The organism is Enterococcus olivae (assembly GCF_053760925.1).
Window position 1 is genome coordinate 35,328 of record NZ_JBSMVT010000001.1, and the last position, 15,663, is coordinate 50,990.

Genomic DNA, 15,663 nt, shown 5'->3' on the forward strand with positions numbered 1-15,663 from the left:
TAAGTTTATAATCAGTCATCCAGTTTGATTATTTGGACAACCAGTTTTTTAATGTCGTCAAATCACTCAATAATAAAAATTCTTCTGTCTTAATTTTTTTCAATCGTGTTTGATAGGTATTGCTTTCGGTCAACGGATGATTTGCAGGTTTTTCAACTCTTTGCATCACACCATCTGTTATCGTCACAAATCCCAATTCAGAGAACACCTGAATCATGAAAATGAGTAGTTTTTGAGGGATTTTTAAATAGTCTGAAACTACGGACAGCTTGTAACGAACATCTACTTTTTCTTGTTGTGCAATAAATTTGAAGAGCTTGGCATATTGTTCTCTAGAACCCATACCATCCAAATAAGCTTCATCCTCTGCGACACAAAGCAGATAAATACGAGAAGCTTGGATTTCTTGCGTGATCTCTCTGACTGCATCTAATTCTATCGGACAATCCAAAAAAACGAGTTGTTCAAAATCTTGATCCGCTGTTACTTGAAACGGTTCTGTGTCTTTAACTACCACTATCGCTTGATTCACTCTTGACTTCCAACGCTCTGCCTGCTTCTCTGAAAAAGAAACATATAAAGTTTTTTCTTCAAATTGTAACTTCTGATGATACTTTTTGGGACGATAATCAAATACTTGTAGTTCCTTGACTTGATAATCCTCCAGCATCAATTGTGGAATCCGATTTCCATTCCATTCATTGATCGACAACTGACCGATCACACTTAAGTCATCACTTTGAAATTCCAGCTCTTGCGGACCAAAGCCAAAGCCGATCCCTTCCAGTTGATGACGAGTTTCATCCATTAAGGTAAATTTTAAATGCTTGTTGTCGGCACCAATTCTTCGGCTATTGCTAACAGCTACCTTTTCAAATAGAAAATTAGGGACTGGGTTGTCCATGCCAAAGGGTGACAAATGTTTCAATGACTCAATGAAAGGCACCGATACATCGGATAATGGCAGCACAGCATCGATCGTCAAAGACATACCGCCTTCCAGCTGATGTTCTTCCATATACTGATTTAATTTCTCTTTCAACACAGGAAGATGTTCCACTGACAAGCTAAGACCAACTGCCGCATGGTGTCCCCCAAAAGAAATCATCCATTCACGCAAGCCATCTAACATCTCAAACAAATTGACCGCTTCTATACTACGACCGGATCCTTTGGCAGTTCCATCGTCTTTGATCGCCAAAACGATCACAGGTTTTCCAGTCGCTCGTAGAATCCGACCTGCGACGATCCCCAAAACTCCTTCATGCCAGTTTTGACCAGCGATCAAATGGATTGGATCATTTGGATCGACCATTGCCATCGCTTCTTCTGTAATTACTTCAACTAGGTCCTTACGTCGGGTGTTGATTCGATCTAGTTTGCTTGCCAGTTCTTCTGCTTCCTCATCATCAAAGGTCGTCATTAGATCGACTGCAGGGTTGGGGTCTTCCAACCGTCCGATCGCATTCAAACGCGGACTGATAGAAAAGCCGATACTTGTTTCATCCAATGTTTCCAGTGAGACACCACTGACAGTGATCAATTTTTCTAACCCAATGCGTTCCGTTTGCTTCATTGCATTTAAGCCAAAAGAGACAAGTGCTCGGTTTTCATCTTTCAAAGAAACCATATCCGCAACCGTCCCAATCGCAACCATGTCCAAAAACTCCATCGGAATCTCTTCAAGCAGCGCACAGGCTACCTTAAAAGCCACACCTACACCAGCTAGCTCACCAAAAGGATACTTTCCTTCAGGATGTCTGGGATGAATCAATGCGTAGGCATCTGGCAATGTTTTTGGTAGCTCATGGTGGTCCGTTACGATCACATCTACTCCCTGCTGATTGGCGAAATCGATTGCTTCGTGTCCAGAAACTCCGTTATCAACCGTGACAATCAGCTGAATTCCTTCAGCGATCTTTCTATCATAAACAGCCAAATTAGGGCCATAGCCGTCCTGAAAACGATTGGGTAGATAGAATTCTACCTCGGCACCCAAAAGCTCCAGCGTTTCCTTCATGATGGTCGTACTGGTGATACCATCTGCATCGTAATCTCCATAAACCAAGATTCGTTCTCCATTGACGATGGCTTCTTGTATCCGAGCGACTGCTTTCTCCATATCATGGAACAAGAACGGATCGTGTAGCATGTCCAAAGAAGGGCTTAGAAAATGTTCCAGATCTTCAGAGGTTCGCAAATTGCGATTCCAAAAAAGTGGTCCTAAAGAAACTGGCACATTGTTTTCTTCTAATGTATGAATAAACGTTTCTGGCAATTCCTGTTGTGGAGGCAACTGCCATTGAAAACTTGCTTGTTTCACTTGATCACTCCTAACTAAGTTAGTTTATCACACGAGAGTGACAAAATGAAGCATATAGCGCGGAATAATCACGTTTCTTAGCAACTTCGCTTTTCATCAGTAACAGTAAAAAACAAAGAGAAATAAGCAAATGGTAGTCAAAAGGTAGTCAAATTGGGCGAGCAAACAACAAATAAAAAAGAAGGAAGAGATTATAATGAAATTTTGTGAATGGTATTTACTTTGGTATGAGACGTACAGAAAAAACGGCAAGTCACCTGCGACATTAACTGCGTATGAGAACACATACAGACTTTTAAAGGAATCCTATTTAGGAAACATGGATATCGATCGAATCACTTCCGATAACATTCAAAGTTATATCAATGTTTATGGAGAGTCCCGTATGAAAAAGACAGTCAGAGCACAACTGTTCACACTAAAATCTTGTTTCGAAGTAGCCAAAGAAGAATCGTTGATCAAGGCTAACCCTGTTAAAAATATCGAATTGGTTTACTGTGAAAAATTTATGTCGCAAGAAAAACTACTGAAAATAAGAAATGAAAAAAAGTGGTTAGAACTCGATGAATATAATAGAACTAAAAAATTTTTGGTTTCATGGCTTGATAAATGTCTCGAATTACCACCTTTCCCCTTGAGCAAAAGAAATACTGATAGAAGTTTCAATTCCCAACCTTTGATGATGATTATCTTTATCGCACTAAAAACCGGAATGAGATTTGGCGAAATTTTAGGAATAACTCGTTTGGATATTTCAAACAATAAATTGAGTGTAAATAAGACCTGGAGCTACAACTATACATTAGATTTTTCTCCTACTAAAAACCTATCAAGCATCAGAGAAATTACTTTAGATCAAGAAACGGTTTATTTACTTAAAAAATACATTGAATGGCTAGACAGACATAAAGTTATAATGTACTCAGAAACAATTTTTGTTGAACGAAATAAGAAAAATATCAATAATTATGTAAATAGATCCCTACAGAAATTGCTGACTAGCTTATCAATCGAACGTATTTCATTTCATAAGTTGCGACATACTCATGCTACTATTCTTTTAGCTCAAGGAATTAATATAGATGTGGTCGCTAAACGTCTAGGTCATTCAGACACCACGATGGTTAGAACTGTATACGGCCATTTGTTAAATTCAGTAGAAAAGGAAGAAAACAAGAAAATCATTAATTTGATATAAGAGAAAACACGAACCCGTCAATTGAGTTCGTGTTTTTCTATCTGATATAGCGATATGTCACGTTCCCGTGGTGTGCTGCTTCACCAACAATTCTCTTTCGATCTTCATTCTTATTCCAAACCTCGATAAATGCCATCACGTTTTTTCTTTCAACTTCTATTTTTTCAATTTCTCCTTTGATCAACTTTTCAATCAATTCAACATATGGATTCATACTATCACTCCTTCGATTTTCGATTATATCAAAACTTTAAGATTTTGTTCGCTTTACAAAACGAACAAACGTTCGTATAATTTGATAAACAAGCGAATGGATGTGACTGTTATGTACTTTGATTATCGACTTGAACCTATTCGAGATATTCTGTTTATTGATATGAAATCCTTTTACGCCTCTGTCGAGTGTCAGAGACTCGGTTTAAATCCTTTGACAACCATGTTAGTTGTCATGAGTACAGGAGATAATACAGGGAACGGATTGATCCTCGCTGCTTCCCCTACTGCTAAAAAGAAACTAGGGATCAGTAACGTGACGAGAGCAGACAATCTTCCTGATCATCCTGATCTGATCAAGGTCAGTCCTCATATGACAATATATATAGAAGAAAATATGAAAATTAATGATCTATTCCGAACTTTTGTTGCGGAAGAAGACCTGTTAATCTACTCGATCGACGAATCAATCTTAGATGTGACAGCATCTTTAAACTTATTTTTTCCGGATCCTGAACTAACCAAACAACAAAAACGATGGCGTATGGCTAGACGGATACAGCGCGAATTGTATAATCAAACAGGTTTGTATTGCACAGTAGGTATTGGAGATAATCCACTATTGGCTAAACTTGCTTTAGATAACGGCGCGAAACATACGAAATGGATGATTGATGAATGGACGTATCAAGATGTAAAAGAAAAGGTTTGGAAAATAGATCCAATCACTGATTTTTGGGGAATTGGATCTCGGACTAAAAAACGACTATACAAAATGGGAATTGATACCATTGGACAATTAGCTACTGAATCTCCTTTGCGGTTAAAGAAAGAATTTGGTGTCATCGGAGAACAACTACATGCTCATGCTAACGGCATTGATCGAACAATTATATCAGAACCTTCCTTACCCACCAAAGAAAAATCTTACGGAAATAGCCAAGTGCTTGACCGTAACTATAGCAAACAAAAAGAGATTGAAATCGTGGTCAAAGAAATGGCAGAACAAGTCGCCACAAGAATTCGAAGGCATGAATGTTTAACTCAATGCGTGAGTGTTTATATCGGATCAGCTTTTGGGGAAGATAAGGGATTTAATCGACAAATGAAAGTTCCGGCGACTGACAATAGTAAACAACTTGTAGATTATTGCTTATTTTTATTTAGAAAGCATTACAAAGGACAAGTAATCCGACATGTAGGAATATCTTACTCCAAGTTGATTTACTCCAAAGCTTACCAATTGGATTTATTTCATGATCCAGAAGAATTTGAAAAAGATAGGAAACTAGATAGAATTATTGATTTGATTCGAGAAAAATATGGTTTTACCTCTATAGTCCATGCAAACAGCATGCTACCTGGTGGACGTGCCATTGCACGAAGTCATTTAGTTGGTGGGCATGCTGGAGGAATGGACGGAATTAATGATAAAGGATTGGATAATAAATGAATATTATATCAGCCTATGAGCAAGGATATATTAGTTTAGATTATTTTAAACAAAACTTTTTGGATTGGGTTTCCGAATCATTAGAATGTTGCTATGGAGAAAACTGTGTAGATTTTTATGCGGATTTGTCATTAGGAAAACAGGATTGTCACTATTATGTAAAAAAATATGGAGTTGGTTTAGATGGAGACATTGCGTGGCAAAGTTACCAAGATAAAGATAATCAAGTACCTGACGAACGGAATCCCTTTAGTCAGATTTAATGTCGACGACACTAACTGTCTGATTGCGTTTCATAGCTTGAATTTTCTTTTTGAGGTTCAAGAAAATTCCGATATTGTTGTCGGTGGCGAATATAATAAACGTGGTCAATTTGTAGTCAAACGGTACTGCTCCATAAAAAATGAAGCGTTCAGGACAAAATACGCCACGTTTGGGCTATAAATGGTTCTAACCCTATTTTTTGTAGTATAAATAATAAGGGGTTGATGCTTATGGCTGCTAAAGATATTATTTTCCAAGTAACCAATTTACAAACGAATGAAACTCATACATTTGAAAAACTTAGTTATGCTATGAGCTTTCAAAAACTATTAGACAAGAAACACATTAAAAACAATTTAGACTTTCAAAAAAAGAAATAAAGCCTACCTCGTAATGAGATAGGCTTTACTAATTGAGAATATTTTTATTTTGATTTATGAGTCTTATGTTTCGAATCTATTCTGTATAAAACAAAATATCCTTCATCATTGTAATATCCGAAAATTCTGAAAGGGGTTCTATCTTTCCCGTAATGAAAGACTTCTCTTTGCGCTCCATTAATAACCTTAAGTTCATAATTTTGACCACGCCCCTTGGTTCTTAGAAATAAATTATCTACTTCTGTAATAGACAACTTCTTATCTACCGTTTGTTTAATAAAATTATCTAAAGCTCTTAATGATTCTTTATTCAAACACTTAAAGCAATAATTATTATCTAAGCTCTCTTGAATACAGAACTTAAATCTCATTTCCCGCCTGTTTAATATCGATCCATTTCCGGTTTCTGTAACTCTAGTTAATCGTTGCGCCAATTTTAATCTCCAGCATAAATACTTCTGTAATAATTTTTCATATCTTCATCTGCTATTGCTTCACTACAACTACCACCTTCAGAAGCTCCCGCTCTAGATCTAGCGGAAATCCAAGGGGCTTCCACGTGAGTAAGGGCCTCTAATTCATTTGCAGATTTATCTCCGTAGGTAATCCAAACTGATTCTAACAAATCATTAGTCATCTCATCAATTTCAAAACTAATTTTTTCTTCCTTTTCGATAGAATTCCATCTGTAACCTTTGTATTTTCTATATAACTCTGGAGAAACAGGACCATGCGCCCAAGCTTCAAATTGGGTATCTGAAATCATCTTTTTATCAAACAAGGCATTGCTCCACGCTTGTGCATAGAAACATAGTTTTTGAAGTTTTTTAGGTGTCATAGAATCCTTAAATAAGAACCAATTAGCAATATCATACACGCTGTAATTCGTATCCACCTTCATCATCCTCTTTCTATCAAATCTTCTTACACAAAATATTAGCATATTTTGTTCGCTTTATATGTCATGCTTACACTGTAACTATATCACCATATTAGGAACCGTACAATAGTTCGGCTTAAATTTGTTCGCTAATTTTATAAGCTAATATGTAAGTTAATCTGATAAAACTATGTACAACCCACGCCTTTATCATCAGCGTGGGCAATAAACATTACAGGATATTGATTTTTTATTTTTTAGAACAATTTGTTTACTTCTCTTTGCACCGCTACTGGATCATATCCAGCTTTTCGTAATCGGTCAATACGAGTTTGACCAGTACCCCAATTACCAACACCATTGTAAATCTCTCGTGCAATTTGAGCATTAGTTTTTTTGGTTACTTTTGGTTTAGCTGCAGTTTTGACACCTAGTTTTTGATTGACTAAATTTTGAATAGTCGTTGGATTGTAGCCAGCTTTTTTCAAGCGATTGGTTCTATCTGTACCATTACCCCATTGACTGTTGATGACTTCTTGAGCGATAGTATCGTTAGATTTTTTGGCTGGTGCTTTAGGTTTAACAGTAGCACCTAGTTTCTCGTTGACACGTTTTTGGACTGCATCATATTGACTACCTAATGCCTTTTTACATGCATCTCCAGTACCATGCTTGCCAGCAATCACTTCATCCGCCAGTTGGTCAATGGTTTTTGATACTGGCTTAGATGGCGCAGTCGGTTTAACCTCTGTTTTTGGAGATTCGACGGCTGTTGATTGACCGATCGTTTCTCCAGCTACAGCTTCGATCAATCCTTTGCCGATTCCTTCTTTGTTTTTCAAAAATGCATCGACATCTTTAGAGTTGGTCACATATCCCATCTCCACCAAGCAATAGCTCGTTTTCGTTGGATAGAATACGTTGAGATTTAACAGGTTTCGTCTGATCGACACGCCATCTGTTCTGGACCAACCGATGTAATCACCAATCACTTTAGCGACTCGCTTATCTGTGGCATCCGGTGAGCTACCAACGATGATGTGGCCACCTGTATTTTTCCCTACAATTCCGGCATCCCAGTGTACTTCGAGAACATAATCGTACTTGCCTTTGACGCTGTGAGCGCCACGTCCTTTTTGCGTTTCAGTGTACATATTGAGTCCGAGATTATAAAAGTCTACTTTGGCATTTTTTAGCAGTTTAGCGTATTTGACCAAAACGGGGTACAGCTGATCATATAAGGTAGTTTCATTCCATTTACCGTGAACAGCTCCTGGATCCCCTTGACGGTGACCGCCTACAATTAAAATTTTTTTCATTTAAAACGTCCTTTCTTGGTATACTTTCCTTATCAGCAAGTGGTCTGCTGAAATCTGATAAGGAAGGTGGTGAAAATGTATGAAATTAGATAACTTACACTTGGATTTTGACAATGCTGCAATAATCCAAAATGATGAACGCATTGATTCGCAAGGAAACAAGATTGTCCGTCAAAAATTAGACAATGGAGTTACTTGGATCAGAACTGAAACGCCTGATGGTTATAAACGTATAGATTTTAGTCATCAACCTATTGATCTCGGCGGAGGTTCTTATAAAATTGATGCAACCACTAAGAAAGCCGATTTCCATGATTACTACTGATTAAGATTAGTCATAGAAATAGTTTTAGCATCAAAAGTTCCTGACGTAATTTTAGAAGTTTCCTTGTTGGCTAATTTCGCATCAACTACTGACAAACCTGTAATAGGTTGCTCCTGGTCATCATCGACCGGGAGTGATTCTTTTAAATTTACATTTCCTAAATTTGTACTGATAGCCGATAAACTGTCAGTTAGTATCTTGCTAGCATCAACACTGATAAGCTTGGCACTTGCGATAGAATTATCGGCAATGGTGGTTTTTCCATTGATTCTGATTTTGTCCGCTGAGATCAAGATGCCTTCATCTGATGTGTTGATTTGACTGATTACACCCTCTTTATCTACTTTCTTATCAAGCAGTCCGACTAAAGCAGTTACTTGTCCGGCTAATTGAGCAACCGTAGAATTTAAACTTTTAACCTCTTGTTCTAACATTTTAATTTGCTGATTTCCTTCCATCATCATTCTTCCTCCTATCTAAAATAAAAAGGACTAGCGCTAAGCTAATCCTTAATTCCAAGTGTCTTAGTAAACGCTTGGTGCAATCCAGTAGATGCTAAGCCACTGACTGCACCGTAAACGATACTTTCAATTCCTACACCGTTGATCAATGCTCCTAGCAATGCCCCTAAGATGATTACAATCAAAGGGATGTAATCATTTGCCACCTTGTCTAAAAACGGCGTGTGCTTAATCGCATATCCTACAACTACGCATGCCAAGATGATGACTGGTACTAAAAATTCTGTGATATTCGTTAAATCCATTTCTTTAACCTACTTTCTTCCAAATTGATTTAATTTGTTCCCCGTGTTCGATCAGACGGTCATTGTGCTTGTCCATGCGTTCGTCATGCTTCTTCAACTCATCATGGATAGTTCGTCTATCTTCCTTACTCGCTTCCAAATCTTTGTTGATTAAATCTAGTGTGTGGCTCATTTTCGTGAGATTGTCAGATATTTTGGTAAAGTTCGTCATAATCGGTTTAACCAAATACGACACCAATCCGATAATCGCCATAATCGCTCCACACCAAGTTGCTACTGTTAATACATCTACCATGCGACACCTCCTAAAAAATTAAATACCCAACAACAACCAAAATAAGAGTAAGCCTATAATGATTAGTCGCCATGCGTTGTATTTCTTCATTCTTCTTCGTCTGCTTCCGCAATCAGCTGATCTTCAATATCCCAAATTTTGTCTTGAAACTCTCGCCAGTCATTCCGACATTCTGTCTTGTTAGCATCGTACAACTCTTGATTCGTGATAGACTGATTGGCGTTTGTATTTTGACCCTCACCGATCATAATTTCTGCACGGAAATAAACTGCTTGATTTCCCCCAACCATAGATTGTCCTGTTAGTGTCGTTGATTTATTAATTTTTAAAGCCATGATGATTCCTCCTAATATTTTTTTATATTTAAAAAGCCACCGACTATTTGTCAGTAGCTTTCTTTGTTGGTTTACTTGGCGCTTTTTTCGGTTTCGTTTGTGCTTCCATCTGATCAAGCAGCTTGTCGTAAATGTCCGCTTCGTCACCGCTTAATTCGCCTTCGTAAGCTTTTAAGATACGTGGCATTTCGTTAAAGTTTTTAACGTAAGCGCCAGATTCGATGACAACTTCTTCTTCCCACAAGATATTTTGTTGCGTTTTAAACTTCGCAACGGATTCTACATTTTGTTTTTCTGGCGGTAGCAACTCTTTGTTCTCGTCCAATAACTCATATTCCGACATAAGCTCTTTTTCCGCTTCGACTAACTCACCGAACGCCAATTCCAACTGTTTCTTTAATTTGGTACGGTGGCGACTATCCTCTCCTTTTACCGGAATACCTTTCAAAAAGTTGATCGTTGTCGCTAGTTCTTTGTTTTTCAGTGTGATTTTCATGTTGTTCCCTCCAATTAAAATATCCCTACGCCACTAACTGACGTAAGGATTCTACTTCGTTTCTTAACATGCTGATTTCTCCAATCATACGCATGTTCTCATTTTTTATATCTCTTAGTTGCTTCTCGTGATCAGCCAAGATTACGTTGTGATACATGCTGATACGGTCATAAGCTAGTGATTCCACTTGACCATCTGAGCCATACATAACCACTTCTTTTAAACCCTTATCATGGAAATCATCCGCGATAAATCCGTAGTAACGGTGCGTAGACTTACCACTTTCAACAGCTGCCTTATCTAGCCATGAGCTAGGCTGAATCTGCAAGACTTTTTGTGCATTCACAATAGCCTGGTTAGCTACTTGAATATCCGTTTTATACTTTCTGGCTGAGGTAGAACGTCCAATTGTTCCAGCATCAGTGATATACATATTAGACGAACCAGAGTATGTTCTGTTGTAGATTGCCCTACTCCAAATTCTATTACCACCTGCGTTAGTACCTCCATCACGACCGAACGACATACCTGCTGCGGTGTCATTGAAATAGCCGTCTCCTCCTTGCGATCCCCCTCCTATCTGCACTTTATTATTTTCAATAGTAATCATTCTTTCGTAGATGTTACTTCTGTTGTAATAAAACTCATAGCCATATTCCGATCTAAAAATCAATTTATAATTTGAAACGTCCTCAAATATTTTGTGTTCACGGTTGGAATCACCAATATTAAGCTCACGACTTAACGTAACATTACGGTTGAAAGTTGCAGCAGCCTCAACTGTCATCGGGGCATTTACTGCCAACGATCCCGCTTGTATAATTCCTTCGCCGTTCAATCTCCATTGTGCATTACCTTGGCTGCTAGAGGAAGGTATTACAAAAACATTTGAAGATGTAGTTCCGGCTGAATTTAATGAAGCAATTGAGAATATTTCTCCCGGATATTGAAATATTGCCATTCCAATAGGATTTTTTGAAGCATCATTTGCTACCCCTAGATAACCTATATCGGAGCCACCTCTAGCGAATCTCAAAGCACCGTTGCTCATATTCATTGTATACTTATTGTTTGTTTGCGTAATTATTCCACCAGTTATAGTGACCCCAGTAATACTCCCTGCTGTGACATCACCTAAATTTGCAGAAATAGCACTCAATTTGTTCACCGAAGCGTTATTTGCCACCAGTTTGTTAACGTCTAAACTGATAATCTTAGCACTAGCAATAGTCGCATCAGCTATCTTCGCACCAGTTACTTGCAAGTCACCAATCTTCGCAGTACCAATAGTTGCGTTGGCTATCTTCGCACCAGTAACAGCTAGGTCTGCAATTTTACCTGTAGCAACTGCCAGATTTGCAATCTTACCCTCGGATACGGACAAGTTAGCTAGTTTTGCAGTGGAAACCTGTAAATCATTAATGTTGGCTGTGTTGACACGCAAATCAGCTACTTTTAGTCTTGCCACTTCCATCTGACCTGTAGTGATGTTTGAAGCGTTAATCTTGGAGACAGTGATAACAGAAGCATCAATAGTGCCTGCTGTTAGCTTGTTAGCTGTTAGACTGGCAATTTTAGCATCTGTAACTGCCAGATTTGCTATCTTACCTTCTGATACTGCTAGGTTAGCTATCTTAGCAGTGGAAATGTTGGCATCCGCAATGTGCGCAGTTTTGATTGTAGCATCCTGTATATACGTTGTTGATGGCGTGACCATTAGAACATTATCATTGGCTCTGATTAAGACTCTGCCAGCTTGTGTGTTGATTTGACCTATCAGTTCGCCTTTTGATACACGTTGGTCAATCATATTTGACAATTGCGTGATTTGAGAAGAAAAATGGCTTGTTGGTAGACTGTATGAACTAGGCGCTACCTTCCCTTTAACTAACATGAAGTCAGTAAAATACAAACTGCCATGAGCATCAGATGATCCAGCTATTCTTCCATTATTATCAAGTCTAATATAAATTTCCTTCCAATTATTACCCGTTGTGAACGTAAATTCAAAGGATTCTAACCCAGTTGTAGATAATCTTTCTCCTGTTCTTGAAACAAACCCATTAAAGCCGGAACTAGCGCCATTACCTGTTTCGCTATTCCACATTACGTATAGATCAAAACTAGATAAAGCAGAATTATTAAATCCCCAAAATTTAACAGTATAAGTTGAGTTACTTTGAATAGGTATATAACGAGTTCTGATAATTCTTTCGGATGATGTTGGATTTAAAATAACCCAAACTGGAGCAGCTCGATTCATGTAAAAGTCATGATAGACTGATATAGTTTCAGAACCAAACCAATTTCCAGAAACTGGTGCATTTTCAGCATTTCCAAACGGAAAAATATTATCAGTTCCAATGCTACTTAAATCAGATACTACAGACGTGATCTGTCCTGCCAACTGCGTTACTTCTGACTGGTTAGCTTTATTAGCAACGGTTCCTTGTATTCCGCTAACCGTTTGTTGCAATGTGCTGAACGCAGTGACTGTTGCTTGATCCTCTGGAGCTGGTTGCCAAGGAACTGGCTTATTCCCTTCGACTAGCATTGGAGAGTTGATCCATAATGTACCTGGGACAGATAGCCTGCCCAAAATAATTCTTTTTGGTTCATGTGCTTCTTCTTGAGTCCAGGTTATCCAAAAATATGTCCATTCTGTTCCGACAGTCAAAGAAGATGAACCATCATCATTTCCCGTTCTGACTTGACCTTGACTGGTTTTGGATCCTGTAGTCGTATTAGGACTGTAGAAGAAGTTGCCAAAAGAAACGGTTCTATCTGCTTTAGCCCAAAATGATATAGTGTATTCTTTGGCTTTAGGAACTATTGTTGTGACGACGGTTTCTGATCCAGTAAATGCATCACTGTAACCACTTGTTACAGTGATGCCGATAGATACATTGCCCAGATGCCCTTCGCCCCTAACTCTTCGCGGAGCGGTAGTTACATCGCTCATGTCTCCTGTTCTTTTGAGTAGATTCCGTCCGCCAATCTCCAATCCGTCTAAATCTGACCGTACAGTAGCTACAGTTGACTGTAAACCACTGTAACTACTCTGCAAATTACCAATCTGTGTGGTATGCCCACTAGCCAACGTGTTTAATGCGGTAATACTACCTGCTTGTGTGCTCAACGTACTTTCTGCGCTACTCACACGCCCCGTCAGTGTGTCTACCGTTGCAGTAGTCGCACGTAAACCAATCTGCGTTGTGTTCGCAGATATGGCTGTTTCAGAAGTTCCCACACGCCCAGATAGCGTGTCTACCGTTGTCTGATTGGCTTTCAGCTCTACTTCACCACTTAGCGTGTTCACTGTTCCTGTCAGCGTGGTTACGTCACTCTTTGCAGTGTTCGCAGTATTAAGCGCAGTCTGCGCATTAGTCAAAGCAGTGCTTGCGTTCCCTTGTGCAGTAGTAGCTAGACTCTGCGCAGTGTTCGCAATATCAGTCGCAAATCCAGCATCTTGCACCGCTTGTTGGGCTAAACTCACCGCATTGTCAGATTGGCTGATTGCTGTAGCAACTTCACCCTCCATAGATGTGACCATGGATTGTGCTGTTTCGCCCGCAGTCTTGGCTTGCTCCCCAACTGTCTTCGCAAGTTCTGCTTCTGCTAAGGCATTAGCACCTACTTGTTCCGCTTGTTGGGCTACTAGTTCCGCACGTTCTCCAGCTTCTTTTGCTTCCAGTCCTGCTTGTTGAGCTTGTTGACCTGCTTGCTTGGCTTCCAGTCCAGCTTGGGTTGCTTGCTCACCAGCGAGACGGGCTTCTTCGCCTGCTTCGATAGCTTGTCGAATAGCTTCTAGCAAGGCTTCGTTAGGTGCATCAGAAATCTTAAGAACCCACTTAGGATCACCATCGACTAACTCATACTGCCAAATCTCGTTATTTACGCCATTCTTTTTAAACCAAGTATCACCAACCTTTGGATTAGGTGGTTCAGTTTCAGAATCATAATAGTTATGATTCCCACCAGTCGCGCTTTCTAAAACACCTCTGATTTCTTCGATTTGTTGTTTCAGTGTTCCTCTGTAACGATAAGTTACCTCGGAACTTGAAGAAGTCGTAGCCTTTGAATCAGCACGCATTCCGCCATTGTAGGTAAAAGAAAAAGATAGATTAGGTACCGAATAACGAATACCTTCTCTATCTTCAATGTATATCCAATCCCCAGCTTCGAGGTTGGGATTCCCTTGCCATTTTAGTTCAAACGGGAAATAAGTAATATCTTTCACGTATTGCCAAATAGAGTTAAGCAAAGGCTGAGTCATGATTTTATTTTCCAATGAAATGACATTGCCGCTACTTGATCCAACTCGTAATACGTCTGTTTCTTCATCTCCTGTACGGACGGTAATTCCATTTGGGCGATAAGTGGATTCGTTTTTCGTGAATCCTTTTAGCATATAGTTTTCTGGCTTGATCGTAAAATTGGTTGTATTTAGTCGTTTGACTTGCAACTTACCATCACGATTGAAATTGGCGAAACCACCGATGAATTGAGCGATTAAGCCGATTGCTTGTCTATGAGTGTAACCTTCCGGCTTTCTTATCGTTGTTGTTGGTAAGGTAGAAAATGACACTTGGTCAATCTCTACACCCGATAGATTTGCAATTTCTAACGCGACATCACGAATGCGTGCTGGATAAGTCAACTTGGAATCGTAAACACCTTCCAACAAAATCATTTGATCTAATGCTGTGATAGTCGTTGTTTTGTTGTTTCGATCACGATTGCATTCAGAAATGATAAACTTACCAAGTTTCGAAAAATGGTACGTTTCGTCGACTAAGATTCCGACTTCTGCGGTTAGTTCTTGATCAATAGAAAGATTTTCTATCACTTCTGGAAATACTACACTTAGTTGATTGATAAAAGTAGAACCAATTTGAAAAGATTCTCCTACGATTGATTCTTCTTCAAAAGAAAGAGAAGTTACACGATCATTCTCGTACACTTCTCCGTTTAAAAATATTTTCACTTCTAATTGTCGGCTAGGTTGCAACCATGCTTGATTTACTTCGTTTGTTACATTTAACATGCAAACCACCTACCTTTCAATGAAGTTCATGGTTAGCCCTTCCCACTTTGGGAGTTTGCTATTCCACGAATAAGTAGGCGCTGACCTTGTGCCGACATAAAAGGTTTTTGTTTCCATTGAACCCGTCACGGGATCCGGATAAGTTGCTTGAAAAAACTGATTCCTTACTGATTGTAAAATCGTTGAAATTTCACTATCAGAAAGAGGTGCCCACTCAAGATTTAACTTGCGCTTCACACCTACACGGTCACGGATCATATCACCGTTAGCATTACGTCCGCTCTCGCTGTCAATATCTTCAATATCGACAGAAAAAGTTTTAGGGGTCTTTACAACGACCCCTCCAATTGCTAAATGCGCCATATAAAG

The 15,663-nt window shown here is 39.0% G+C and carries 17 protein-coding genes; 5 read left to right on the forward strand and 12 right to left on the reverse strand.

Annotation, left to right across the window (positions count from 1 at the left end; genetic code table 11):
• Positions 1-28 precede the first annotated feature (28 nt).
• Positions 29-2,323, reverse strand: coding sequence for a single-stranded-DNA-specific exonuclease RecJ (recJ, locus tag ACWODM_RS00205; RefSeq protein ID WP_455319338.1), 2,295 nt, complete (start codon positions 2,321-2,323; stop codon positions 29-31).
• A 196-nt stretch (positions 2,324-2,519) separates the two neighbouring features.
• Here recJ and ACWODM_RS00210 point away from each other — a divergent pair, with 196 nt between their 5' ends.
• On the forward strand, positions 2,520-3,521 hold the full coding sequence (locus ACWODM_RS00210) for a tyrosine-type recombinase/integrase (RefSeq protein WP_455319339.1): 1,002 nt from the start codon (positions 2,520-2,522) through the stop codon (positions 3,519-3,521).
• Between the two features lie 37 nt (positions 3,522-3,558).
• Here ACWODM_RS00210 and ACWODM_RS00215 read toward each other — a convergent pair whose 3' ends face one another.
• Positions 3,559-3,735: a hypothetical protein gene (locus tag ACWODM_RS00215; RefSeq protein WP_455319340.1), complete on the reverse strand. Its 177-nt coding sequence runs from the start codon at positions 3,733-3,735 to the stop codon at positions 3,559-3,561.
• Positions 3,736-3,846: 111 nt separating this feature from the next.
• Here ACWODM_RS00215 and ACWODM_RS00220 point away from each other — a divergent pair, with 111 nt between their 5' ends.
• The 3 genes from ACWODM_RS00220 (at position 3,847) to ACWODM_RS00230 (ending at position 5,831) form a co-directional block, all read left to right on the forward strand.
• Entirely contained in the window at positions 3,847-5,187 is a 1,341-nt protein-coding gene (locus ACWODM_RS00220) for a Y-family DNA polymerase (protein WP_455319341.1), read from the forward strand.
• A complete protein-coding gene (locus ACWODM_RS00225; protein ID WP_455319342.1) occupies positions 5,184-5,450 on the forward strand; it encodes a hypothetical protein in 267 nt (88 codons plus the stop codon). The genes ACWODM_RS00220 and ACWODM_RS00225 overlap by 4 nt, the downstream gene beginning before the upstream one ends.
• Before the next feature lie 231 nt (positions 5,451-5,681).
• A complete protein-coding gene (locus tag ACWODM_RS00230; RefSeq protein WP_455319343.1) occupies positions 5,682-5,831 on the forward strand; it encodes a hypothetical protein in 150 nt (49 codons plus the stop codon).
• Positions 5,832-5,875: 44 nt separating this feature from the next.
• Here ACWODM_RS00230 and ACWODM_RS00235 read toward each other — a convergent pair whose 3' ends face one another.
• From ACWODM_RS00235 to ACWODM_RS00245, 3 genes are all read right to left on the reverse strand, one after another.
• A complete protein-coding gene (locus ACWODM_RS00235; RefSeq protein WP_455319344.1) occupies positions 5,876-6,265 on the reverse strand; it encodes an MAG6450 family protein in 390 nt (129 codons plus the stop codon).
• A gap of 2 nt (positions 6,266-6,267) precedes the next feature.
• The gene (locus ACWODM_RS00240; RefSeq protein ID WP_455319345.1) at positions 6,268-6,726 is read right to left on the reverse strand and encodes a Panacea domain-containing protein; all 459 of its coding nucleotides are present in this window, start codon (positions 6,724-6,726) and stop codon (positions 6,268-6,270) included.
• A 242-nt stretch (positions 6,727-6,968) separates the two neighbouring features.
• Positions 6,969-8,030 (reverse strand): N-acetylmuramoyl-L-alanine amidase, encoded by a 1,062-nt coding sequence (locus ACWODM_RS00245; protein ID WP_455319346.1) that lies wholly within the window; start codon positions 8,028-8,030, stop codon positions 6,969-6,971.
• Between the two features lie 79 nt (positions 8,031-8,109).
• Between ACWODM_RS00245 and ACWODM_RS00250 the strand changes: the two genes are divergently transcribed.
• Positions 8,110-8,355, forward strand: a complete 246-nt coding sequence (locus ACWODM_RS00250) for a hypothetical protein (RefSeq protein ID WP_455319347.1) — start codon at positions 8,110-8,112, stop codon at positions 8,353-8,355.
• Here ACWODM_RS00250 and ACWODM_RS00255 read toward each other — a convergent pair.
• From ACWODM_RS00255 to ACWODM_RS00285, 7 genes are all read right to left on the reverse strand, one after another.
• Positions 8,349-8,816 carry a hypothetical protein gene (locus tag ACWODM_RS00255; RefSeq protein ID WP_455319348.1) on the reverse strand — a complete coding sequence of 156 codons (468 nt, stop codon included), beginning with the start codon at positions 8,814-8,816 and terminating at the stop codon, positions 8,349-8,351. The genes ACWODM_RS00250 and ACWODM_RS00255 overlap by 7 nt on opposite strands.
• Positions 8,817-8,857: 41 nt before the next feature.
• Positions 8,858-9,121 (reverse strand): phage holin family protein, encoded by a 264-nt coding sequence (locus ACWODM_RS00260; RefSeq protein ID WP_455319349.1) that lies wholly within the window; start codon positions 9,119-9,121, stop codon positions 8,858-8,860.
• Between the two features lie 4 nt (positions 9,122-9,125).
• The gene (locus ACWODM_RS00265; protein ID WP_455319350.1) at positions 9,126-9,416 is read right to left on the reverse strand and encodes a hypothetical protein; all 291 of its coding nucleotides are present in this window, start codon (positions 9,414-9,416) and stop codon (positions 9,126-9,128) included.
• An 86-nt stretch (positions 9,417-9,502) separates the two neighbouring features.
• Positions 9,503-9,751: a hypothetical protein gene (locus tag ACWODM_RS00270; protein ID WP_455319351.1), complete on the reverse strand. Its 249-nt coding sequence runs from the start codon at positions 9,749-9,751 to the stop codon at positions 9,503-9,505.
• Between the two features lie 43 nt (positions 9,752-9,794).
• The gene (locus tag ACWODM_RS00275) at positions 9,795-10,247 is read right to left on the reverse strand and encodes a DUF1617 family protein (RefSeq protein WP_455319352.1); all 453 of its coding nucleotides are present in this window, start codon (positions 10,245-10,247) and stop codon (positions 9,795-9,797) included.
• 25 nt (positions 10,248-10,272) lie between these two features.
• Positions 10,273-15,294 (reverse strand): hypothetical protein, encoded by a 5,022-nt coding sequence (locus ACWODM_RS00280; RefSeq protein WP_455319353.1) that lies wholly within the window; start codon positions 15,292-15,294, stop codon positions 10,273-10,275.
• Between the two features lie 9 nt (positions 15,295-15,303).
• Complete coding sequence (locus ACWODM_RS00285) at positions 15,304-15,657, reverse strand: DUF6711 family protein (RefSeq protein ID WP_455319354.1); 354 nt, start codon at positions 15,655-15,657, stop codon at positions 15,304-15,306.
• Positions 15,658-15,663: the final 6 nt, after the last annotated feature.